Annotated in this window: 18 protein-coding genes; 6 read left to right on the top strand and 12 right to left on the bottom strand. The window is 36.8% G+C overall.

Translation table 11 applies throughout. The features are described from left to right. Positions 1 to 164: 164 nt before the first annotated feature. The gene (locus AsAng_RS26185) at positions 165 to 806 is read left to right on the top strand and encodes an SEL1-like repeat protein (RefSeq protein ID WP_264790098.1); all 642 of its coding nucleotides are present in this window, start codon (positions 165 to 167) and stop codon (positions 804 to 806) included. A gap of 194 nt (positions 807 to 1,000) precedes the next feature. On the opposite strand, the gene AsAng_RS26180 is transcribed toward AsAng_RS26185, so the two are convergent. From AsAng_RS26180 to AsAng_RS26135, 10 genes are all read right to left on the bottom strand, one after another. Further along, entirely contained in the window at positions 1,001 to 2,884 is a 1,884-nt protein-coding gene (locus AsAng_RS26180) for an amidophosphoribosyltransferase (RefSeq protein WP_264790097.1), read from the bottom strand. A gap of 178 nt (positions 2,885 to 3,062) precedes the next feature. Further along, positions 3,063 to 3,644, bottom strand: a complete 582-nt coding sequence (gene purN, locus AsAng_RS26175) for a phosphoribosylglycinamide formyltransferase (RefSeq protein WP_264790096.1) — start codon at positions 3,642 to 3,644, stop codon at positions 3,063 to 3,065. Positions 3,645 to 3,656: 12 nt separating this feature from the next. Next, on the bottom strand, positions 3,657 to 4,907 hold the full coding sequence (gene purD, locus AsAng_RS26170) for a phosphoribosylamine--glycine ligase (RefSeq protein WP_264790095.1): 1,251 nt from the start codon (positions 4,905 to 4,907) through the stop codon (positions 3,657 to 3,659). Positions 4,908 to 5,156: 249 nt separating this feature from the next. Next, complete coding sequence (gene purB / locus AsAng_RS26165; protein WP_264790094.1) at positions 5,157 to 6,518, bottom strand: adenylosuccinate lyase; 1,362 nt, start codon at positions 6,516 to 6,518, stop codon at positions 5,157 to 5,159. 152 nt (positions 6,519 to 6,670) lie between these two features. Next, positions 6,671 to 8,053, bottom strand: coding sequence for a phosphoribosylaminoimidazolesuccinocarboxamide synthase (purC, locus tag AsAng_RS26160; RefSeq protein WP_264790093.1), 1,383 nt, complete (start codon positions 8,051 to 8,053; stop codon positions 6,671 to 6,673). A gap of 99 nt (positions 8,054 to 8,152) precedes the next feature. Beyond that, positions 8,153 to 9,772 carry a bifunctional phosphoribosylaminoimidazolecarboxamide formyltransferase/IMP cyclohydrolase gene (gene purH / locus AsAng_RS26155; RefSeq protein WP_264790092.1) on the bottom strand — a complete coding sequence of 540 codons (1,620 nt, stop codon included), beginning with the start codon at positions 9,770 to 9,772 and terminating at the stop codon, positions 8,153 to 8,155. A 223-nt stretch (positions 9,773 to 9,995) separates the two neighbouring features. After that, positions 9,996 to 10,832, bottom strand: coding sequence for a phosphoribosylformylglycinamidine synthase subunit PurQ (locus AsAng_RS26150; RefSeq protein ID WP_264790091.1), 837 nt, complete (start codon positions 10,830 to 10,832; stop codon positions 9,996 to 9,998). A 33-nt stretch (positions 10,833 to 10,865) separates the two neighbouring features. After that, positions 10,866 to 13,871: a phosphoribosylformylglycinamidine synthase subunit PurL gene (locus tag AsAng_RS26145; RefSeq protein WP_264790090.1), complete on the bottom strand. Its 3,006-nt coding sequence runs from the start codon at positions 13,869 to 13,871 to the stop codon at positions 10,866 to 10,868. A gap of 24 nt (positions 13,872 to 13,895) precedes the next feature. Beyond that, positions 13,896 to 14,975, bottom strand: a complete 1,080-nt coding sequence (locus tag AsAng_RS26140) for a 3-oxoacyl-ACP synthase III family protein (RefSeq protein ID WP_264790089.1) — start codon at positions 14,973 to 14,975, stop codon at positions 13,896 to 13,898. A 446-nt stretch (positions 14,976 to 15,421) separates the two neighbouring features. Further along, positions 15,422 to 16,501 (bottom strand): AIR synthase-related protein, encoded by a 1,080-nt coding sequence (locus AsAng_RS26135; protein ID WP_264790088.1) that lies wholly within the window; start codon positions 16,499 to 16,501, stop codon positions 15,422 to 15,424. 372 nt (positions 16,502 to 16,873) lie between these two features. Here AsAng_RS26135 and guaB point away from each other — a divergent pair, with 372 nt between their 5' ends. The 4 genes from guaB (at position 16,874) to AsAng_RS26115 (ending at position 22,810) form a co-directional block, all read left to right on the top strand. Beyond that, a complete protein-coding gene (gene guaB, locus AsAng_RS26130; RefSeq protein ID WP_264790087.1) occupies positions 16,874 to 18,337 on the top strand; it encodes an IMP dehydrogenase in 1,464 nt (487 codons plus the stop codon). A 175-nt stretch (positions 18,338 to 18,512) separates the two neighbouring features. Then, positions 18,513 to 20,054, top strand: a complete 1,542-nt coding sequence (guaA, locus tag AsAng_RS26125; protein WP_264790086.1) for a glutamine-hydrolyzing GMP synthase — start codon at positions 18,513 to 18,515, stop codon at positions 20,052 to 20,054. An 877-nt stretch (positions 20,055 to 20,931) separates the two neighbouring features. Then, positions 20,932 to 21,246, top strand: a complete 315-nt coding sequence (locus AsAng_RS26120; protein ID WP_264790085.1) for a hypothetical protein — start codon at positions 20,932 to 20,934, stop codon at positions 21,244 to 21,246. Next, positions 21,236 to 22,810, top strand: a complete 1,575-nt coding sequence (locus AsAng_RS26115; protein WP_264790084.1) for a T9SS type A sorting domain-containing protein — start codon at positions 21,236 to 21,238, stop codon at positions 22,808 to 22,810. The genes AsAng_RS26120 and AsAng_RS26115 overlap by 11 nt, the downstream gene beginning before the upstream one ends. Before the next feature lie 92 nt (positions 22,811 to 22,902). Here the strand turns inward: AsAng_RS26115 and hemA are convergent, their stop codons facing one another. After that, positions 22,903 to 24,159, bottom strand: a complete 1,257-nt coding sequence (hemA, locus tag AsAng_RS26110; RefSeq protein WP_264790083.1) for a glutamyl-tRNA reductase — start codon at positions 24,157 to 24,159, stop codon at positions 22,903 to 22,905. Between the two features lie 241 nt (positions 24,160 to 24,400). Further along, positions 24,401 to 24,790, bottom strand: coding sequence for a RidA family protein (locus tag AsAng_RS26105; RefSeq protein WP_264790082.1), 390 nt, complete (start codon positions 24,788 to 24,790; stop codon positions 24,401 to 24,403). Between the two features lie 115 nt (positions 24,791 to 24,905). Between AsAng_RS26105 and AsAng_RS26100 the strand changes: the two genes are divergently transcribed. Further along, entirely contained in the window at positions 24,906 to 25,316 is a 411-nt protein-coding gene (locus AsAng_RS26100) for a hypothetical protein (protein ID WP_264790081.1), read from the top strand. Positions 25,317 to 25,338 lie beyond the last annotated feature (22 nt).

Here is a 25,338-nt window from a genome sequence, read left to right as displayed (position 1 = left end):
TTGATCATCAAAATGATGCAATTTTATCACTCAAAACATTAGCTATCTGATAATCAACTGAATATAAGATGCTTTTTTGCTTTTTTTGTGAAAAAGCAAAAAATTAACGGAATATTATGATTAAAGACAATGACTTTTTACAAAATTCTCAAAATCATAGAACAATGCAAACTCAACTAGGTTTATTTTCCTTCTTATTGATCTTATTTTGTACGGCTTGCGAAGCTCCTAAGTCTTACTCATTAGAAGAGTTAGAACAAAATCATCATAATACATTAGCACTACCCGTAAAACCTAATTTTGATGCAGAACAATATAAAACAATGTTTCAAGTCTTTCAAGAAATGAATCAGCAACAAATCTTGGAACAACTTAGTGCAACCGATTTAACCTTACGTCATGCTTCTTTTGGTTTTTACTATTTAGCCAATACCTATGCCGCTAATCAAGATCGTGAAAATGCCCTAAAATATCACCGCATTGCTGCTGAACAATACATCAACCCTCAATCCTTATTAAAATTAGCAGAATTTAATTTTCATGTAACCAAAGACTATGCAAAAGCCTATGAATATCTGCACCAATCACTAGAAATAAAAGTAGAGATTACGGAAAATAATCGCAGTCATCCCTTATCAAAAAATGGAAAAGATAAAACTCAATATATCCTTCAAGAGTTAGAAAAGAGCGGAGAGAACAAGCAATTTGATAAAGCTAAGATTCGAGAAAAGCTCAAAAAAGAATTGCCTGCTCTATTGGAAACCTACCGAACGATTTATGGCTTGGGTCCTAGAGCAGATTCTTGATCCAAAGAAGCATTTTTAGATCGATACCAATTGTTAAGTAAAGTCCCAAAAATAATCTATTGATTTGCCTAATCTTTTTGATGCCTTATTTTTTCTTCTTTGTTAAATAAAAAACCGTTAGAAGATAATTTCCAACGGTTTTTTATTAAAAACGATTACAAAGAACCCAAGGCGCTCTTTTTTTATTTAAGGATTTAATAAGCTCGTTCGTTAATCCCTTCCATATAGTTGATAAAGGCTTTGTTCACCACCTTATTTCCACCAGCAGTTGGGTAATTACCGCTAAAGTACCAATCCCCCTTATTATTAGGGCAAGCATCTTTTAGCCCCTCAATACTTTGATAGATAATTTGCACCTCTGCTTTAATGTTTCCAAGTTGTAGCAATTCAGCTATTTTGGTACTAATTTCTTCATCGGTAAACGGCTCATAAATGCGTTTTACATGGTTTACGATATTTTCTCTTGGTATGTTGATTTGATTGAGACAAGCCTTATAAACATCATTGATTACATGCTCCTTGTTGTTGTCTTTTAGTAATGCTATAGCAGCTCTAAATGCAACAAAATCGCCAAGCTTTGCCATATCAATACCATAACAATCTGGATACCTTATTTGAGGAGCAGAAGATACAATAATAATTTTTTTAGGATTCAATCGGTCTACGATTCGCAAAATACTTTGGCGCAGCGTAGTCCCTCGAACAATTGAATCATCAATCAAAACTAAGGTATCCTTTTCGTCATTAATGACACCATAAGTTACATCATAAACATGAGCAACGAGATCATCTCTTGAATCATCTTGCGTGATAAACGTTCTTAGTTTTGCATCTTTAATCGCAATTTTTTCTGCTCTTGGAACCACAGACATAATTGCCTCAATGTCCTCATCGGTTACAGCGTTCCCCAACGCTCTTATTTTTTCTAACTTTTGTAATGAAAGTGCAGCATGGGCCGCTTTTGTCATTCCAAAGAAAGAAACCTCAGCAGTATTGGGAATATAACTAAAAACGGTATTTTCAAAATCATAATTAACTGCCTCAAAAACCTTTTTAGAGACATTTCGCCCAAGTTGTAAACGTTCTTGGTAGATTTCTTGATCCGAACCTCTAGAAAAGTAAATGCGTTCAAAAGAACAAGCCAGCTTTTCTTGAGCAGGTATAATCTCTTTTTCTTCAGCCTCTCCTTTGCGATTAACCAAAAGTGCATGCCCTGGTTTCAACTCTTTTACCTCTTCAAAATAGACATTAAAAGCAGTCTGGATAGCCGCTCGTTCTGAAGCAGCCACAACAACCTCATCATCCTCATACCAATAACCTGGTCGTATTCCATTTGGATCTCTAAAAATAAAGGCATCCCCATTGCCAAACATTCCCGTCATCAAATATCCACCGTCCCAATCTCCACTAGCTTGTTGCAAGATTTTTTGGGTATCTAAATTTTTAGAAATTAAGGCAGAAATTTCTCTATTGTCGTTATACCCTTGCGCCTTAAAATGGTCAAACAATCGTTGGTTTTCGACATCTAAGAAATGCCCTATTTTTTCGAGCACGGTTACGGTATCAGCCTTTTCCTTTGGATGCTGTCCAAGGCTAACCATAAAGTCAAACAGCTCATCGACATTTGTTAAATTAAAATTTCCTGCAACAACCAAATTTCTTGTTCTCCAGCTATTTTGTCTCAAAAAAGGATGGCAGCTTTCGATGCTATTTTTGCCATAAGTACCATATCGCAAATGCCCTAAAAAAACCTCTCCCATAAACGCCTCGTTATTCACAAGGTAGTTTACATCTTTGAGCAAATGAGGGCTATTTTCTTCCAATGCTTTAAAGCGCTTGTTGATATATTCAAAAGTATCTTGAATAGGCTTTCTACTAATACTTCTATATCTTGAAATATATCGCTTACCAGGCAATGCATTTAATTTAATATTGGCAACACCTACTCCATCTTGCCCTCTATTGTGTTGTTTCTCAAGCAGTAGATACAACTTATTAATTCCATAAAATGGAGTACCATATTTCTCTAGAAAATAGTCTATTGGCTTTTTTAATCTAATAAATGCAATTCCACACATAGCTAATTCAATCTTTATTTCATTTCAATTAATATAAGTACGCCGTGTAATAAATTTTTCAATGTTTTTAAGCGTACCTTTTGGTTGCTGTTTTTGTTGTGTTCTCGCTCTGATAGCTAAGGCTATTAAGCTCGGAGCCGCCTCAACAGCAACCAAAATCTACTGTAAAAACACCAAACTACTTATTACACGATGTAATAAGTTTTTGAAGCACCTCACTATAAAACTTATGTTCTACAGCCAAGCCTCTTCGTTCTACCTCCTCCAAGGTCTCCGCCCCCTTCAAATCAACAGGATGTTGTGCTATAACAGAACCTGTATCTAGTCCCTCGTCTACATAGTGTACCGTTACTTTGGTTTCGGTTAATTGGTTTTCAAATGCCCAACCATAGCCATTTAACCCTTGGTGCAATGCTGTATCAGCAGGATGTATATTGATAATTTGTTTGGGATAAGCTTGAACAAAAATGCTAGACAAAACTCGCATATAGCCCGCCAATACAATATAATCTATCTTATAATCTTCCAATAGAGTCAACACTTTTTGGTCAAAAGTTGTTCGTTTTAAACCTTTAGAAGTAATCCACTTTGTTTCCAAACCTACTGATTCGGCAAAGTCTAAGCCTGCGGCAGTCTCTTTATTGGCAAAGACCAGTACAACTTCTGCCAAGTCTTTTAAGATACCATTTTGGCATTGCTCGACAATAGCTTTCATGTTACTCCCTCTACCCGATATAAATATGGCAATTTTTTTCTTCATCTGTTGTTCACCTTATTGTACCACTTTATAAACACGTTGACCAATATCTTTTCTATAGAAATTATCTTTGAAACTAACTTTTTCGCACTGCTCATAAGCCTTGCGAATAGCAGCATCTAAAGTTGCTCCCTTCCCTACTATATTCAACACTCGGCCTCCATTGGTTACTACTTTTCCGTCTTGGATTTTGGTTCCTGCATGAAATACAATCGCATCGTCTACTGCCTCTAAGCCATGAATTTCATAACCTTTTTGGTAAGCTTTGGGATAGCCTCCCGATACTTGTACAACATCTACAAAAAAGCCATCTTCAAACTCTAATTCAATCGTTCCTAAAGTTCCATTCAAACATGCCTCAACAATTTTTGCCAAGTCTGTTTTTAAAGAAGGTAATAAGACTTCCGTTTCAGGGTCACCAAAACGAACATTATACTCTAGCAATTCAGGACCATTAGCCCCCATCATAATCCCAAAGTAGATAATCCCCTTATAGTTCATCTCCTCCGCTTGAATTCCTTTTAAGGTAGGCTGAACAATTTTTTCTTGAATTATTGCCGCTAGCTCCTCATTCCAAAAAGGTACAGGACACATTACTCCCATTCCCCCTGTATTAGGACCAGTATCTCCATCATTAAGCTGCTTGTGGTCTTGAGAAGGTAAGAGCAACTTAATATTTTTTCCATCGGTAAAGCCAATGATCGAAATTTCATCTCCCACAATTTTATCCTCGATCAAAAAAGGGCATTCTTCGCCGTATTGTTGTCTCATTTCATCCAATGCCGCTAATGCTTCCTCGATATTATCACAAACAAAGACCCCTTTTCCAGCAGCCAAGCCATCGTACTTGATGACTAAATCCCCATTCATTGCTCGAACAGTTGCTTCAGCAGCACTAACGGTTGAAAAAGTATGAAAGTCAGCCGTTGCTACGCCATATTTTTTCATAAAATTCTTAGAAAAGATCTTTGATCCTTCTAATTGTGCAGCATCTTGACAAGGTCCCAGTGCTTTAATGGTCGTTTGATTAAAATAATCAACAATTCCATCGGCTAAAGGCACTTCTGGTCCTACAAAAATATAATCAATGTCATTTGCTTCACAGAACGCTTTGATGGCATCAAAATCTCCAATATCCATAGGGTGGCTATTGGGAATTCCACCATTACCAGGTAAGGTATAAACGGCCGATTCACCCAAGGATTGAGCCAATTTCCAAGACAAGGCATGTTCTCTTCCTCCTGAGCCAATTATTGCTATTTTCATTATTGCTTAATTTTGTTTGTTTTTGATCTTCTGAAGTACTCTACTACTGCTCAACAACAACAGCAAAGTTAACGCTATGGATTTCAAGCCGTAAAGCAAAATTCATAACATTTTAATTAGATAGCTTATACGCTAAGTTTTCGGTATTTTAGTTGATTCAAAAAATGCAACAATTTGAAAATTTGAAGACAAATTATATTGTTCCATCCTCAAATTTTCAAATTAGAAGAAAACTTACAATAAGTGATTTTATTTCATTGCTTCTTGAGCTGTTTGAACAACTAAGTCACAAATACGAACTGCATCTCCAACATAATCTACCGCTTCCCACTTATAAATTCTATCTTTTATATTTTGGTCTATATCCAAACCTTTTACTAGATCCATCAACATTTCTCTAGTTGGTTTCTGACCACGAGATACCTTTTTGAGCAAGGTATAAGGATCATCTACCCCTACAATTTTAAGAATTGTTTGAATAGGCTCTGCCAATAATTCAGGGCTATCGTGCAACTCATTGCGACAGTTATCTTCATTGATTTTTAACTTATTCAAACCACGCAATAATTCTGTCATTCCCAAAGAAGAATAAGATAAAGCGGAACCCATATTGCGTTCTACGGTAGAATCTGACAAATCACGTTGCATTCTAGAGCGGCATAATTTATCCGACAATAAGGTTAGCATGGAATTCGCTAACATGAGATTTCCTTCGCTATTTTCAAAGTTGATTGGATTTACTTTGTGTGGCATGGTAGAAGAACCAACTTCGCCAGCTTTTACCTTTTCTGAGAATAAATCTTTAGAAATGTACAGCCAACAATCCACATCCAAATCCATTACAATATTATTGATCTGGCGTGTCCAATTAAAATAAGTAGCCCAAGTATCGTGATCTTCGATTTGTGTTGTAGCAATATTAGGTTCTAAGCCATGTTTGCGCAAAAATTGATGCGCAAAAGACAACCAATCAAAATCGGGAAAGGCAGCTAACATAGCCGAATAGTTTCCTACAGCACCATTGATTTTACCCAAAAAGGTAAAGTTTTTTAATTCTTTGTAAATGCGAGTAATTCGATTTACAAATACAGCTATTTCTTTTCCAGCAGTACTTGGTGATGCCTTCTGACCATGCGTTCTACAAGGAAAAGGAATATTTTTCCAAGCTTCTGCCAATTCGATCAACTTATTTAACACCTGCTCTATTTGAGGCAAATGTTGTTCTGCTAAATAATCTTTAAGCATAAAAGTGTAGGCCAAATTATTGGCATCCTCAGATGTCAGCGCAAAATGCAATAAGTTAACATCTCGCAAACCTGTCCGTTCTCTCAAAAACATTTCACAAGCTTTGACATCGTGGTTGGTCACACTTTCAATTTCTTTGATACGACGATAATCTTCATCTGTAAAGTTGTCAATACAATCTTGAATATTGGTCTTTTCAGTATCGTTTAAGGGTTCGAATAGCCCCGTTTCATCCAGAGCCAAGACATAGAGTAGCTCTACTTTGCAACGATAATACATCAAACCTTTTTCAGAAAAATATTTTCTATGCGGAACCAATTTACCAGCATATCGACCATCTAAGGGTGAAATAGCGTCAATTATCATTTTTTGTTTTTGATTTTAGCCTCCCATTGTTTTCATCAATTGTCAAAGAGAAACTCAATATAGAGAGTAATATTAATTAAGAAATCGGGGCAAACTCAATGGTTCGCCCCAATTCTTTATTATAATTTAAGCAATCGTTTTAACAGCAACGATTAGTTTCTGATTTCAGCATCAGCATCTTTTAAAGATTGCTTCATATCCATAATATCCTGTGCCATTCTCTCACGAATACTAGGAATATTTAAGCTACGCACGATTGCATAAGCAGCATTATCAACATGAACAGCTGTTGTTGCAGGTGTCTTAGAAGGCATTACCAAAGAAGAATTGACATTTAGAATCAAATCTGTTTTGTCAGAATAAGGAGGACAGTTCACAACAGGCACGCTCAAATTAGCAGCCAAAGCGCCACCCAATCCATTAGAACGTCCAGCTACAGCAATCACTCCAACAGGCTCTACAGAAGTATTGTACATTTCAGCCAATTCAGCAATACGCTCTCCATTTTTGTGTGCAGAAAGCACACGCATATCAACACAAACGCCATATTTTTCGACAAATGCTTTGATTTTTTTGCAGTGCTCCAAATCAGAAGGAGATCCCATTACAATCCCTACAAAACCAGGTTTGATAACACCAGCTTTTACCAAGTTGTTGTAAATTCTAACCTTAGAAGGCAAATCCACCAATGTAAATTCTTTCCCTGTTACCATTTTGTAGATTTCTTGGTATCTACGGCTAGTTTCCTCTACTACTTCAGCAGCCAATTCAGAAGGCACCTCGCCATCTACTTTGTTAGCCAACATCCATTGACGAACAAATTCTTTGTCAATTTGCTCCGCAGTTTCTGGGTTAGCAGCATAATCAGCAGCACTCCAAAAACGAGAAGAATCAGGCGTGTGAATTTCATCAATTAAGATTAATTTTCCATCTACTAAACCAAACTCATATTTGGTATCCACTAGGATAATTCCACGCTCTGCCAAAAATTCACTACCAAAAGCAAACAATTCTAAAGCCTTAGCTTTCATTTGCTCGTAGATTTCAGCACTTACCAAACCTGTTTCGATGATTCCTTTTTCATCAATTTCAGAATCGAACTCATCTTTGGTGGTTGGCGTAAGAATTGGGCTATCAAATTTTTGATTTTTAACCATTCCGTCAGAAACGACTACATCACTAATTTGACGCTTTCCATTCTGATAACCTCTCCACATTGAACCTGTCAAATAACCACGAACGATCATTTCTACTCGAATTGGTTCTGCTTCTTTTACCAAGGTTATATAATCATCAACTTGCTCAATAACATGGTTGTCGATAATGTGTTTAGTCTGTTCAAACCAAAAATTAGCAATACCATTCAATACAGCCCCTTTAGTAGGAATAGGCGTTTTGATTTTCTTGTTAAATGCAGAAATTCGATCGGTTACAACAATCATACGAGTGTTGTCGTCAATACGAATACTGTCTCTAACTTTACCTCTATGAATAGTTTTTAATTGAGGGGAAACGAATTTTGTTAAGCAATCCATGATTTTATATTAAATATTTACGTATAAAAATAGTATAAAAACCTAAGCCACTGCCTTTTGCGTCCAAATAGTAATGGCTCAGCTTTCTGTTAAATAATATTAATGTTTAAAATGTCTAATACCTGTGAATACCATTGAAACACCCAATTCATTACAAGTATTAACCACCGATTTATCTCGGATAGAACCACCAGGTTGAACGATCTTGCGAACCCCAGCAGCAGCAGCTAATTCTACATTATCTGCAAAAGGGAAGAACGCATCTGAAATCAACCAAGCATTTGCTAATTCTTGAGCAACATAGGCTTCAAAATCTTCCGCTGCACCAGTATATTCATTGCGCAGGTTCTCACGGCATTTTTCAATTGATAATTTAGTTGCCACCAATCGATTGGGTTGTCCAGCACCCATTCCCAATAGCTGAGCATAGCCATTTTTGAAACGAACGATCGCAATAGAATTCGATTTGATGGTTTTGATGGCACGCAAGCCAAATTCAATAAGCGGTTGTTCTACCGCCATATCTACTGTTTTTTCGGTTACAACATCCAATTTATTGTGCAAAACAGTATCCGTGTCTTGAACCAATAAACTGCCATTCATATAACGATAATCAACACCATCTACCAAACGAGCAGCATTAAACTCAATAATACGAAGGTTTTTATGTTGTTGTAAATAAGCTAACGCCTCTGGTGTAAAATCAGGAGCAATAACAACCTCTACAAATTTACGTTTACTTCTATCTTCATTGTCTAATTGGAAAAACTGCACGGTTTCTAACGTAACAGTCTGGTTAAAGGCAATGATAGAACCAAAGGCAGAAATAGGGTCACCCGCCCAAGCCAATTGCAATAATTCTGCTTGATGATCTCCTTCGCATAATCCGCAAGGATTGCTGTGTTTGATCACAGAACAAGCAGGACGAGTGGCTTCTTTGATCGCCTCAATAGCACCATTGATGTCCAAAATATTATTAAAAGACAACGCCTTACCATGTAGAACATTTAAATCGTACAAAGAATTGGCTGCTCCCTTTTGCTTGTAAAAACGAGCCGACTGATGGCTATTTTCACCATAACGCAAGTCTGTTCCTTCTTCAAATCCCAAACGCAAAGAATGGATTCCGATTTCTTGATCCATTGTCGTAGCAATCAAGGCATCATAGTCTGCGGTATGATTAAACGCTTTGCACATTAATTTTTTGCGAAAATCATAAGTCAATGCTCCCTTGTTGCTCTTCAACTGAGCCATCAATTCATTGTAATCCGAAGGCTGAGTTACTGTTGCCACATATTTAAAGTTTTTGGCAGCAGCACGAATCATCGTTGGTCCCCCAATGTCAATATTTTCAATCAAGGTTTCAAAATTTGCTCCTTGCTCCAACACTTTTTGAAAAGGATATAAGTTACAAACCACCAAATCAATAGACTCAATATTGAGCGCAGCAGCCTCTTCAGCATCTTTTTCACGATCGAACAACAAAGCTGATTCAATGTTAAAAGAGATCGTTTTCATACGACCACCAAAAGCTTCAGGATTGCCTGTTACTTTTGAAATTTCGGTTGTTGTAATACCTGCTTCTTCTAGTTTGCGTTGTGTCCCCCCTGTAGAAATGATTTCACAGCCTGCATCTGCCAAAGACTGCGCTAATTCAATCACCCCTGTCTTGTCTGAAACGCTAATTAAAGCTCGTTTAATAGGAATCAAAAGATCCATTGTTGTTTATTGATTTATGTTTGATAAAATAATTCATTCTAATGCTCTATATACCAACATATAGAGCCTGTTTGAGAGACTTCCCAAACAGGCTCTATGTAGCCTAAATAATTCTCCTAGATACCTTAAGTATTAGTTTATTATAAGTATGAATATCAATATGTTGAATGCCTGTTTTCATTGGTTAGCCTTCAATTAGTAAGTAGTAATAATCCTAAAAATACTAAACTGTTGCCAGTTTTTGCGCTTTGATGTGCTCTACAATATTCGTAAAAATTTTCAAGCCTTCTCCCTCTTCTGTAATATCAGGATTATTTCGCTTGATTTGTCCCCAATTCGGGTTGTTGTACAAACTCAAATAAGCTTCTGGATGTGGCATTAGTCCCAATACCTGCCCTGTAGGATTGGTCAAACCTGCACAATTCAAATCAGCTCCATTGGGGTTGGCAGGATACGCTGCTGTTTCTACCCCATCTTCTGTACAATAAGTCAAGCAATTTAAATGCTCTTTAGATACCTTAGCACGCATTTCATCGTCCATAAAGATCAATTTTCCTTCTCCGTGACGAGCAGGTAGCGCCATCTGAGTAATTCCTTTTAGAAAGGGTGTTTGAGCGGCATTGTTTACTTTACAATAGACCCAACGGTCCTCAAATTTACCAGAGTTGTTGTTGCTCAGGGTTGCTTCTGGCTCAAAATCACTATTGGTATTGGGCAATAAGCCCATGCGTACCAACATTTGAAAACCATTACAAACGCCTAAGATATATTTCCCATCTGCCAAAAACTGCTTAATTTCATCAAGCAAGACCTTTCCAGAAGGTAATTTTTTGAATTTTATTTTATTAGAAACTACTTTACCTGAAGCCAAATCATCACCAAAAGAAAAGCCACCAGGAAAGTTTAAAATATCATATTGATGGATAGAAACTTGTCCTAGTAAAATTTCATTTAAATGAACAATATCTGCGGTTGCACCTGCCAAATGATAAGCGGCTGCCATTTCTTCTTCACAGTTGATTCCGAAACCTGTTATAACTAAAGATTTTACTGCTGTCATTTTAGTTCAATTTGAAAGTTGAAAATCATTTTATTATAATACCAAACCTCCTGCCCAGGCTTCTAACAAGGCTTCTGTTGGTAAATCAATTAGATTATTATTGTTGCTTGATATTTGTACCTGTTTATTAGTCGTAACTTCTCCCAATAAATAAGCCTTGTCACCAAAAATTGCTTCAAATTCAGCTTGATTTTCAGGACGAATAGATACTACAAAACGAGAATGCGTTTCAGAGAACAGTTTTGCCTCATTAGACAAATCGCCCAAAACATCTAGATTTGCTGTTACCCCAAATTCACCACCAAAGGCAGATTCTACCAAGGTAACCGCCAGTCCACCATCTGATAAATCATGACTAGACTCAATCAATCCCTTTGCATTAGCCTCCATTACCTTCAAATACAATTCTTTTGCAGTTTCTTTGCGTACTTTAGGTACATTTGCCCCCAACTCATCAAACAAACTATAGAATTCAGAAGCGCCCAACTCATTGTAAGTGGTTCCCAACTGATAAACTAAATCTCCAGCAGCTTTAAAGTCAGATGTCACCGTTTTGCGAACATCATCTACTTTAGCAGTCATAGAATAAAGAATTGTTGGAGGAACAGAAATTTTGACACCATCTGCTTTGAAGTCATTTTTCATGCTGTCCTTACCTGATGTTAATGGAATATCAAAGTAAGTTGCCATATCATACAATGCTTCACACATTTGCACCAATTTAGCCAATTTGAATTTTCCATCAGGATTAGATGTTTCATGATATTCTGAATCGGGTACACAGAAGTTATCATTTACCGACCAAAAAACGCCATCATTGGCATTGGTATTTGGCAAGCTTCCCCCTGCGGATACAATCTGACGAACCGCTTCGTCAAAAGCACCTGCTGACATCTCATAAGCATCAATATCGCCATAACGAGGCAAAATACCATTTGAAACGGCAACGCCCTCAAAGCTATCAAAGCCAAAACGCATAATAGCAGCATCTTGAGGAGCCTTACCTTTAGGTCCCATTAGAGGTTTGATAATTGTTTTACCTTTTACCTCATGGTCATACTGACGGATGATTGATTCTCTAGAACAAATATTTAAACTACCCATTAATTGAATTAGGGTATCATTATAATCGATAGCAGTAGATAGAGTAGGCTCTTGCAAAGCAGGTTTGTCCCATTGTGCATACATCACTTTTTGAGGATCTCCTTCGTGCAAAAACTCCATATCCAAATAAGCAACCTTATTGTCATTGTAACGAATATCTAAATATCCATCACTTGTAAAGTACCCAATATCTGTTAGCTCTACCTCCATTGCCTTTGCCAAAGCAAACAAGGCTTCAACTTGCGGTTCTTCTATCACCAAAGACATACGTTCCTGAGATTCAGAAACAAATATTTCCCAAGGTTTTAGCCCTGCATATTTTAACGGTACTTTTTCAAGATGCACTACTGCACCACCAGAAATGGTAGCCAATTCACCAATCGAAGAAGACAAACCACCAGCACCATTATCTGTGCTACATTTTACCAGTCCTTGCAAACAAGCTTTCACCAAAAAGTCGGCTACTTTTTTCTGCGTAATTGGGCTTCCAATTTGTACAGCAGAAGAAGGCGAGTGCTCATCTATTTCAATAGAAGAAAACGTAGCACCATGGATACCATCTTTACCAACTCGTCCACCAGCAACAATAATTCGATCGCCAGCATCAATCGGTTTTTCCCAAGATGGTTTTCCTTTGTAATCATAAGGCATCAGTGCGCCTGTACCACAATAAACCAAAGGTTTTCCACTATATCGATCGTCAAATACAACTGAGCCATTTACAGTAGGAACACCTGATTTGTTGCCACCATCTTCAATCCCAGAAACCACCCCTTCCATAATCTGACGAGGATGCAATTGTCCTGTTAGCAAAGGCTTGTCATAATCTGGGTTTCCAAAACAAAGTACATTGGTGTTAAACAATAGTTTAGCTCCTCCAACCCCTGTTGCCAAAGGATCACGGTTGTTACCTAAGATTCCAGTAATAGCTCCACCATAAGGATCTAAAGCAGAGGGAGAATTGTGCGTTTCTACTTTCCAAACAAATAATTTGTCTTCGGTAGCTTTTACAACTCCTGCATTATCAGAAAAGACCTTTACCAACCAATGATTATTGTTTGCCTCTAAACTTTCTTGAACCGTTGAAGTAGTACCTTTTATATAAGTCTTGAACAGAGAGTTGATTGTTTTTTCCTCTCCTGTTTCTGCATTTTTATAATGAATAACAGCATTAAACTCCTTGTGCTTACAATGCTCAGACCAAGTTTGTCCAAGGATTTCCAATTCACAATCTGTTGGGTCGGTAGGCAAGCCTACCGCTTGACGCTCTGCAACGGTTTTTTCGTTTTTGTAATAGCCAACAATTGCCTTCATTTCCGCCAAATTCAACGCCAAAACTTTTTCTTTTGACAACTGCACCAATTGCGCATCACTCAACTCCAAACTAATCGTTTCAGTCGTTTCATCCGCTGTCATTTTCACCTCAGGTACATAAGGAGTAAAACTTAGTTTTCCTTCCTCATTTTGATAAGCATAAGTGAAGTGATTAATCAAAGGGTTCCCTAATAATCGCTTAGCAATCAAGCTCAATTCGTCCTGAGTAAGTTTATTTTCAAAATAATACACCTCTTGGGTAAAAATATGCTGTGTATTAACGTCTGCCTCTATATTAAAGAAGTCAACCCAAGCCATTTGAGCAGAAGTCCCCTCATCGTCTGTAACACCTGGCAATTGAGCGATCGCAATACAAGCCTGATAATTGGTTGGCTCAAATCGTTCATTGACCAAAATTTCATCTGTTACAACATCTTTGATACAACGAGTAGCATAGTCCTGCAACTCCTCAGCTGTCGCTTCATAATTGATAGAGAACAGCTTAGCGCTCTTAACGTTCCCTGTTGCAATTCCTAATTGTTTAAGGCATTTTTCTTCAACCTTTTTGCCTTTTACATCAATGATGTGTGGTTTCAATAAAACTTGAATAGAAGCAGTCATCCTTTCTGTTCTGTTAATGAATTATTATGAATGTTTATATACAATACAATTGGCATGCATGCCAGCCCCTACAGACGCAAAAACAACAATATCACCTTTATTGATGCTATGCCCGTCCATTACGCCCTTCATGATCAAATCTAAGACAGTAGGTACTGTTGCCGCCGAACTATTCCCCAATTTGTGCACCACCAAAGGCATCATTTCTTCTGGATAATCTTCATAGCCATTTAGTTCATACAAACGTTTTAAGATGATCTTGTTCATCTTCATATTGGCTTGATGCATAACAAATTTATTTACATCCTCCAATTTCAACCCCGCTTTGGCTAAGCAATCATTTATAGCAACAGGCACTTTAGTAACCGCATAACGGAAAACACCTTTGCCATACATACGAATATACTGTCCTTCTGTATCCAGTTTAAGCGAATCGCCCATCTTAAGATAATCTGCCTCACTGACACAATCCGATACCGTCATATGAGACAAAACCCCTAGAGGATTTTCTTCATCATAATCTACAGCCTCTAAAATTGCAGCCCCAGCTCCATCGGCAAACAACATCCCATCAATATCATGTGGATCGGTCATACGAGAAACCGTATCAGCCCCAACCACCATTACACGTTTAACATCGCCAGACTTAATATAGTAGTCCGCTTGAATAAACGCTTGTACCCAACTAGGGCAACCAAAAAGGATATCGTAAGCAACACAACTAGAGTTTTTAATTCCTAGTTTTTGTTTTACTTTAGCAGCAAGATTTGGTAATAAATCCGATTGAATGGTGCCGTGATTAACATCACCAAAATTATGCGCAACAATAATATACTCTAATGTTTCAGGATCAATTCCAGAAGATTCAATAGCCAACTTTGCCGCTTGAGTACCTAGATCAGAAGCATTGACTCCCTTTTCTGCCACTCTACGCTCTACAATCCCCGCAACTTCTTCAAACTTAGCTGTAATTGCTTCGTTTGTTTTCGTCATTTTTACGTGATCCTTATTAAAAAATGTATTGTCCCAAAAAGCGTTGTTTGCTTTTTTTATTTTTGGCAATACGGAACCACTCCCTATGATCTTTGAACTATATCTTTTCATGAAAAATTATTTATTGTATTACTTTATTGATTGTTTTTTGTGATTACATTCCGTCTTATAAGACGTTATAAACGGACGATTACCACTACGCATTTTTGCTAAAAAACGCCATCTTCCCTAATTCAATTGCCCTAATAAAAATAATACACCCCAAATAATCAGAAAAGATAGGACTTAGGAAAAATCAATTATAAAGTAAAATGTTGAGAAACTACCCTTTATAGTTTCTACTAAAATGCTCTACCTAACATCATTATTTTAATTGAGTCTTATTGGATGTTTTTGGTGTTGGTAGATTTACGAGTCGCAAATATACTATTTTAAATAATAGTTCAGGTTCCTCTTTTGGGATAAAAAAAGGTTCCTTTTTCTATTCAAGTACAAATTATCGCTCTATCGTTAATAAAAAAGACTGCCATTTCATAGGCAGTCTTTTTTTATATTTTTTAGTAAGTTCCTTGCAATTTTGCGCTCGCAGTTTGGAGTGTAATTTTACGCTCAGACGTAATCGTTCCTGCAATTTGCGCTTCGTAGCCTAACGAGGTTGCGGTTTCCAACACTTGGTTAACTTGCCCTTCATCTGCAACCACCAGCATTCCATTCCCCATATTCCAATACAAATAAGCATCCTCAGCTGCTACATTCCCTAATTTCATCAGACGCTGCATTACTTCTAGCGGCTCAAACAAATTGTCTAACTGTGCTCCTAGCTCGTTTGCTTTTAGTACTCGTTGGAAATTATCGATAATACCACCACCTGTAATGTGTGCTACACCAGAAAGTTGTACACCAGTTTTTATCATCTTAGTAATAACAGGCGTAAAAATTAAAGATGGCGTTAACAATGCTTCACCCCAAGTCTGATTATCATCATAAGCCTCGTTGTGCCATGCTTCGCCAAAACTAGCCTCCATAATTCTACGAATTAAAGAAAAGCCATTGCTACGGAAGCCACGCCCTTTGAGTGCAATTACCTTATCGCCAGCTTTGATCGCCGTTCCATCAAAAGGTTTTTCTAGTTCTTCTGGCAAGATGCCAATCGCTGTCGAACACCAATTAAAATGCATCCCATCTCCATAGCCACTGATTCGGTTTCCTAGTTCTGCAATTTCACCACCAGAAATACTCATAGCACAAAAATCACAAGCTTCAGATAAACCTTTCATTAGACCATTAATGGTATCTCTATCCAAATGATCTACATCAATGATATTAGAAATATTAGTTGGCTCAAACCCTGCGGTTGCCAAATCATCAGCTACCATTGCAACTAGGTCAAAACCTAAGGTGTCGTAAATTCCTGTACGCTCTGCTAATTCAATTTTGGTTCCGATGCCATCTGAGGCAATACCAATACGTTGATCACCAAATTGTAGCATATTAGAGAATACACCGTCTACTTTTAATGCTGCTGCTCCTGCCTTATTGGTTCTATTGGAGAAGGTCTTTTTTGCCCAGCCGAATGCGTCTTTGGAACAAAGGTTTCCAAGGTCGATATCTAGGCCACTTTTCTTTTGATTAGACATTTGATTAATGTATGAAAAGACGTAAAATGGTTTAAAAATAGAGGCTCTGCCCAACTCTTTTTTCCTGAACTCCCTGAATTGAAGTGCAAAGGTAGTATTTTTATAAACAAAAGTGCAGTTGACCAAAGAAAAATAATTACATAGTTTTTTTTATCACTTCAAAAAAGAGCATTTCCCCACCTAAAAAACTAAGAATCAAAAAATTAAAAAACACAACTATTCTCCTTTTCAGGTTTTGCAATATTAGCTAAGTATTAAATATAGTCTTTAATGCTGCTTTTATTACAATTTAAAGGCGGGTATATTTTGGAATCCCAAAATAAGGATGTAGATTTGCTCGCAATTTTTTCCAAACCACTTTAACTTTCCAAGATGAAAAAGTTGCTCAAAGAAGGGCTCACCTTCGACGATGTTCTCCTCATTCCCAACTATTCCGAAGTTTTACCACATCAAACGTCTTTACGTACTCGTCTAACTAAAAATTTGTGGCTTAACATTCCGTTGATAAGCGCTGGAATGGATACGGTTACTGAAGCAGAAATGGCGATTGCAATGGCAAGAAATGGTGGAATTGGAGTTATTCATAAGAATATGACGATAAAGGAACAAGCGGAGGAAGTAATCAAAGTCAAACGTTCTCAAAATTTTGTTATTTCTAAACCTATTTACCTATCTGCCAACCACTATGTTTACGAGGCAGAAGCACTCATGGCGAAATACAAAATATCAGGTGTTCCAATTACCAATGAAGAGGGTACCTTAGTTGGTATTTTGACCAATCGTGATTTGCGATTCGAAACCAATCACAACCGCAAAATCGACGAAGTAATGACTAGAGAAGGGTTAATTACTGCGCCTGTAGGCACTACCCTAGAAGCCTCTAAAGCGATTCTTCAAAAACATCGCATCGAAAAACTACCTTTGGTAGATGCTGATTTTAAATTGGGTGGTTTGATTACCATCAAAGACATTGAGAAAGCCATACAATATCCCAACGCAGCAAAAGATGAAAAGGGTCGCTTGTTGGTTGCTGCGGCAATTGGAACCTCTAAAGATACACACGAACGTGTTGAAGCATTGGTAAAGTCAGGTGTAGATGTACTCGTAGTTGATACCGCTCATGGACACTCAAAAGGGGTTATTGACCACCTAAAAAACATCAAAAATACTTATCCTCACGTTGCTATTATTGCAGGAAATGTCGCTACTCCAGAAGCAACGGTAGCTCTAATAGAAGCTGGTGCCGATGCGATAAAAGTAGGAATTGGACCTGGATCTATTTGTACCACTCGTGTTGTTGCAGGAGTTGGAGTACCTCAAATCACTGCCATTGAAGATTGTGCAGAAGCAGCCAAGCCTTATGGCGTTCCCGTTATTGCTGATGGTGGATTGAAATACTCTGGCGATGTTATAAAAGCATTGGCAGCAGGAGCTGCAACTTGTATGATGGGTAGCATTTTGGCAGGTTGTAAAGAAAGCCCTGGTGCAATGGAATTGTATCAAGGTCGTAAATTTAAAGTATACCGTGGAATGGGCTCTATTGGTGCCATGCAGAAAGGAAGTAAAGATCGTTATTTCCAAGAGGGCAAGACAGAAGAGAAAAAGCTTGTTCCTGAAGGCGTGGAAGGTCGTGTTGCCTACAAAGGGGAAGTAGCAGATACCTTATTCCAATTGATTGGTGGAGTACAACAAGGAATGGGATACTGTGGAGCCAAAGACATTGATACGCTACATGAAACCGCTCGTTTTATGCGCATTACAGGAGCTGGATTAAAAGAAAGTCATCCTCACGATATTTATATTACAAAAGAAGCGCCTAATTACAGTGTTCGCTAATTGGTTGCTGTAGTTATAATAGTATTATTCAAATATAGTGCTTATCTTAAATAGGAAGTCAAAATTGGTTCCAACTAAATTTTAGCTTCCTATTTAAGATAGCTTACTTTTTGGGTAGGGCTTAAGAATGGAGTTAGTTAAATAAATAAGATTAATCGTTCATAATTATAAAAAAATGAATAACCACGAGTTAGTTCTAGTTTTAGATTTCGGAGGACAATATAATCAATTGATTGCTAGACGTGTCCGAGAAGCAAAGGTATATTGCGAGGTTTTACCACATAGCGCAGATTTGGCAACTATTATTAATAAAAAACCTAAGGGTATTATTTTTACAGGTGGTCCTAGCATTGCCTATGAAGAAGATGCTCCTTCTGTTGATCCTAAAATATTTGAATTAGGTATCCCAATTTTGGGCATTTGTTATGGTGCTCAATTAACGGCTCATCTGTTAGGTGGCAAATTAGAGGCAGCTGAAAATCGTGAATATGGAAAAAAAGAACTACAAGTAGCTGGTGCACATCCTATCTTTAAAGGGGTTAACCAAAAAACAATCTGCTGGATGAGTCATACTTATCAAGTAGCTCAGTTGCCTAGTAACGATTATAAAATTATTGCACAAACTGACCACTGTCCAGTAGCTGCTTTTGCCAATGACAAAAATAAGATTTATGGTTTTCAATATCATCCAGAAGTAGTACATACTACCGAAGGTACTCAGATGTTACAAAACTTTTTATATGAGATTTGTCAATGTCAAGGCGATTGGGTAATGCGTAATTTTGTAGAAAATACCATCCAAAAACTTCGGGAAGAAATTGGTGATCGAAAAGTATTGTGTGCCTTATCTGGTGGGGTTGATTCTTCAGTTGCCGCTATGTTAATCCACAAAGCTGTTGGGCATCAATTAACGTGCATTTTTGTAGACAATGGCTTATTGCGCAAAGATGAAGGAGATATGGTTGAGCAAGTGTTTACAGAACAATTTGATCTAAATTTGATTCGTGTTAATGCACAAAAATTATTCTTAGACAAATTGGCTGGAATTACAGATCCCGAAACCAAACGCAAAAATATTGGAGAAACCTTTATTCGTGTCTTTGAAGCAGAAGCAGATAAGTTGAATGGCGTAGAATTATTGGTTCAAGGTACTATTTATCCTGATGTCATTGAAAGTGGCAGCGAACATGCTGCTGTCATCAAAAGCCATCACAATGTAGGTGGGCTTCCTGAGGACATGTCTTTTACAGGTGTTATTGAGCCGCTAAGAGATTTATTTAAAGATGAGGTTCGTGAAGTAGGACGTGAATTAGGTTTACCGAGCCATGTTGTTGACAGACAACCTTTCCCTGGTCCAGGACTTGCGATTCGTATTATTGGAGATATTACAGAAGATAAATTAGCAATTCTGCGAGAAGCTGATTGGATTTATAGGGAAGAAATTCGCAAAGCTGGTTTAGATAAAGAAATTTGGCAATATTTTGCGGTGCTAACAGGAATCAAAACAGTTGGTGTAATGGGAGACGAACGTACTTATAATTATACCATTGGGTTGCGTGGTGTAACTAGCTTAGACGGCATGACTGCAGATTGGGCTAGAATTCCTTATGCTACGCTAGAAGCTATTTCGACTCGTATCGTTAATGAAGTAAAACATGTCAATCGAATTGTTTATGATATTACTTCTAAGCCTCCTGCTACTATTGAATGGGAATAGAACTCATTAAATTATCATATATTTTTCATCCCATGTTTTCTGATTTGCAGAAAACATGGGATTTTTATTAGCAAAAATCTTAGCATTTAAAGGCACCGTTGCGTTCTAAACACATCAACCGTCGAAAAATATCGGCAACAACACAAAAGAAGCAAAACTAATAAATATCGCAACTTCCCCCTATTTAAAATTAAATTTGGCAAAAACGGTACATCTAAAGGCAAAAATATGCACTCATAAAATTAGATAATAGCTTATTTTTGTATAACTTGTGAAGGTTAAAATATTTTATGGCATGTTTAATTCTTAAATAACATAGAATTGAGACGCACTAAAAAGATCAAAATCCCCAAAAAAAACTAAAAAGATCTAAAGTAAAATAAGTTAGTTTATTTATATCCTATAAGTATATAGTTGATTATCTATGCTTAAAAAATTAGATAACTCATTTATTGATCACTTTAAACTTTATATTTTTTATTTACTAAATATCAACGATCATGATAAATACCCCTACTTCCGTTTTGTCCTAATTACACTAACTCTTTCTTAATAAATCATGTATATCTTATTTATTGCAGTAAGAATAGCATTCAATGTATTTTGCTATCTGCAATAGTACTTATCTAACAAACAAAAATAAACTTAGATAAGCTATTGATTGTATTTAATCTACTTTTAAGATTAATGAGTTGTTATGCCTAGTAGGCTACTCCATTGCTACCCATTTTCTCACTGCAAGAATAACAAATTTAATATTAACTAATTTATACTTTCAAAGTATAAACAGGTGTTTAATGTTACTATCTAAGCTAAAATACACCTCTCAAAGGTAAATACTCTATATTATATTTTATACAAACACAATTTAGTCCTTATGAAAACTTTATTTACACTTATCTTTTTATTTTATGGTGCATTCACCCTGTCTGCCCAAAATGGAACCCCTGATGACTTAGGGCAGAACAACCCTAATCGACAAGCCAAAAAAGGTAGTTATGAAATTATACTAGATCCTACTAAAGGAAACCATATTGTCGAAATGACTGCGGAAATATTAATTGAAATAGAGCAGAATAGACAAGAGACAGAATATGCTTACCTTAATATAGCTCCTAGCATTATGGTAAAAATATATCCTAGACAATTAATTTCAAGTAATGCTATAAACAGTATAAAAGATGAAAAATAATAAATTATTTGTTTTGAGCTTTTTTATACTTGCATTTGCTTTATTTTCTAGTGTTCAAGCTCAAAATACTGGCGCAACTCCTTGCGATGCTATCAATTTATACCCAGCTGCCATTGGTAACTGTAACAATACTTGTGGGCAACAACTTTGCGGGCAATATCAATGCGAAACTGCTGCCTGTGGCAATAATACGATGCCTGGCACAGCAACAATAGATGGATCTTGTACCCCCGATAACGACATTGGACAAGCTTGTACATGGCTAGAGGTTACTGCTACGGCTGCCGATTTGGTAGTAGAAAACCAGACCAATTATAGTGGTCAAGGAGCAGGAAATATTGAAAGAAAAGACTATACATTATTTTCAGGTTCCTGCGGCAGCTTAACAGAAGTAGATTGTCAAGCTAATGTAGCAATAAATAATAGTGTTACATTTTCAGGGTTAACGGTAGGGCAAACATACTTTATTCAGGTTACTCGTTCTCAAGTTTCGATTAATACAGGTTGTCCATCTTGTAATTCCGCTTCGTCTTGTATTCAAAGTTCTGTTCCCCATACAGCCTCCAATAGTAGTTGTGCTACGGCAACAACGCTTCTTAGTAGTTCTACGATCAATAGTACGAATGCCAATGCAACAGCCAATAATAATTCGGTTTGTCAAAGTCCTTCTTTGGGATCAGTAGAAAATAATGTTTGGTATGAATGGTGCTCTGGTCCTTCTTGGCTTGCTGGTGATACTGCTTTTGTACATATATTTAATCAGACTTGCAACAATTCTCAAGGGTTACAAATGTCTGTCTATGATGCCACTACAACTTGTGCAGCAATAACAAGCGGGACTGCCTCTTCTCAAATTTGTGAAAACCCTGGTACAACAACGGATTATAGCTACTATTGGATTGCCAACCCTAATGAATGTTTTTTCTTAACTCTTGATGGTTTTGCTGGAACAGCCTGCAACTTTGACATCCAAGTAAGCGCATATAATACCGTTATCTTATTAAAAAATGAACTCATTCATTTTGCCGCAGAAAACCTTAATAAGTCTGTTGTATTAAACTGGGAAATAAAAACCAATAGCAGCACCAGTACCTTTTCCATAGAGCGAAGTAGCGATGCCATTCATTTTAATAAGCTTGGTACAGTAGAACCAGGACTTCATCAACAAATGTATCATTTTACGGATCAAACACCACTACCAGCCGTATCTTATTATCGTTTGAAAATGATTGCCTATGATGGTACTATTTCTTATTCTAAAATAGTGGCTATCAACCGCAAAGATTTAGCTATTCATGATAAATTTTACATCCATAATGTTTATCCTCAACCTTTTAATGATATGCTAAACATTGATTTTGAAGTAGCCACCTCTAGTGCTGTTAATTTAAAAATAGTTAATACATTTGGGCAGGTTATTATAGAAAAAAGGTACCCTGTTGTTCCTTCTTCCTATCAATCCATCGCACTTGACTTAAAAGACATTGAAGCTGGAATTTATACTCTCATTTTAGAAGATAAAAACTTAAAAATAGCCAGAATGGAGCGTGTTGTCAAACAATAGCTTTCCTCTTCAAATAAAAATAGAAATCGGGCAATCTTCTGTAGAAGATTGCCCGATTTCTATTTATGCTTCGATTTTCTATACTAGAAGATTTAAATCTTTTTAGAAGAAACCACACCAGCTAGGTGTTCCTTAGCCACTTGAATAGGAATAGCAATACAGCGTTTCTCCATATAAGCCATCATCCGATCAATCAATTCTTGCACATCATCATCCAAAGAAGAAACTTCATTTTTAAACACAGAAGTAAGTGCATGTTGACGAATGGCTTTAATTTGAGTAGGAACTTCTCTTAATGCAATTTCTACCTGTCTTCCTTTGTAAATTTTCTTAAACTCTCCAACTCGTTCATTGATAATCGCCTGTACATTGGTAACTTCTTTTTCTCTAAAAGCAAGATTCTCATTTACCAACTCTTTTAAGCCATCTATTTCAATATAGGTAGTGTTATATGTTTCGGCTATGCTGGTATCTATATTATTAGGAATAGATAAGTCAATTAGTATTTTTTCACCAGTATCTCCTTGTAATAACGTTTGGTACAGGTCAGGTGTGATAATAGCATTGGTAGAACCAGTGCACGCAATAAGAATATCAAATCCCCCTTTATAGGTCGGTAAATCACTGAGTGCATAAGGCGCTCCCCCCAACATGGTTGCTAATGTTTGAGCATTTCCTAAAGAACGATTGAATACCACACAGTTTTGAAATCCATATTTTGCTAAGAACTTCCCAACCAATGTATTGGTTTGCCCTGCTCCTACTATAAGAACACGAGCATCTCTAGGTGGATTTTTTGCCAATAGCTGTCGAATCGCCAATGAGACAACAGAAACTGCTTTTTGACCAATTCTAGTAGTAGAATAAACCTTTTTAGCCACTTCTACTGCCAATTGCATGGCCATTCGGATAGAATCTCCAGTTGAGCCCACCTTAAAACAACGTTCATAGGCTTCTCTCAATTGTCTCAAAATTTCTCGTTCTCCAATCACCAAAGAATCTACAGAAGAAGCAACTTCCAATAGATGTGTGATGGCAGAATTACCAGAATAGGTGCTCGCCGCTCCCTTTAAGCTAATTGTTTCTGGCAAGTCAGGATAGACCACAGATTCAAATTGCGTTAGGAATCGATCGTTTAGAGGTTGGGCAGTAGTAAAGAAAAACAAAACTCGATTACAGGTAGCTAAATACAATAGCTCATCCAACCCAAGAGCCTCTTGGATCGTCTGTAATTTTTGTTGAAGGGAATGTTCACTATCTAAATCTGGTAATACAAAATTACCGATGCTCTTGAGTGTAGTACTCTTGTGGGTGATGGTTAATATTTTATAACTACTAAGTGTGTCCATGTACGTTAAAAAATACGCGTGTTTACTTTGTGTGTATTATTCTATTTTCTGTATAAATAAGAACTCAAAAGTACGAGAAAATATGCACTTTTCCTGTCATTTTTATGTCAGTTCGAAAAGAGTCCTCCTTATTTAAAGTTATTCTAATCTAATATTTTATTTTCTGTATCAAAAGATACAAAATTCTTTGCTTTTTTATGCCTTAAAATAAGATTCCATGCGCTTTTTGTTCAAGATCCTATTATTCTGACATTAATATGGCAGAAACCTCTATTTCTACCTTTAAATCAGGATGAATTAATCTACTAACCTCTACCATCGTAGCAACGGGTTTAATGGTTCTAAATTGTTCACCATGCGCTCGTCCTATTGCTTCCCAGTCTTCAATATTGGTCACATACATTCTTGTTCTAACCACATCCGCTAAAGAAGCCCCTAATTGGTTTAAAGCTGTTTCTATCTTTTCAAAAATAAATTTGGTCTGCTTATAAGCATCCCCTTTGCCGATCAATTGTTCTCCATCCATCGCCGTTGTGCCAGCAACCTCTATCCTATTGTCTATTCTTATTGCCCGACTATAACCTACTGAATCTTCCCAAGTTGTACCTGAACCTATTTTTTGTTTCATCATGTTAATAAAAAGTTAAAAATTGAATAATCATTCAAAAATTGAACAGTTATTTAAATTTGGCTTATTTTTAGTTTCTTCTAGAAATAATATACAAATTATATATAACCTACCAATCATGAAACGTACTCTCCCTCTTTATCTTTTTTTCTTCGTGTTTTCCTTTTTGTGTTTTATTCCCTCCACTGCTACTTATGCCAAGGCCGTATTTATCGCAAAAGATAGTTCTTCAAAAACAATAAAAAAACACTCCCATAAATACAAAGGCAAACGCAAACGTATGTCAATGCATCGAAAGGGAATCCACAAACAAAATCAGGCACAAAAATCTAAACCACCTTTTTTGCTCTTATTTCTTTTGATCTGGTACCCTATATTTATTGGTCTGCTAATAATTGCTCTAATTTTCTCCATCCAAAGCTTACTCATTATATCCATTATTTTTCTATTACTCCCTATTTTTATTGCAATTGTTATAGCGCTTATTTTTATTATTGGTCTAGCCACTTGGAGTGGTTCTTTGTGCTAAAATAAAGTGAATTCTTCTTTCC

The organism is Aureispira anguillae, from assembly GCF_026000115.1.
Classification (GTDB): domain Bacteria; phylum Bacteroidota; class Bacteroidia; order Chitinophagales; family Saprospiraceae; genus Aureispira; species Aureispira anguillae.
The sequence above is the reverse complement of the archived record's forward strand: the minus strand, read 5'-3'. Positions and strand labels throughout refer to the sequence as shown.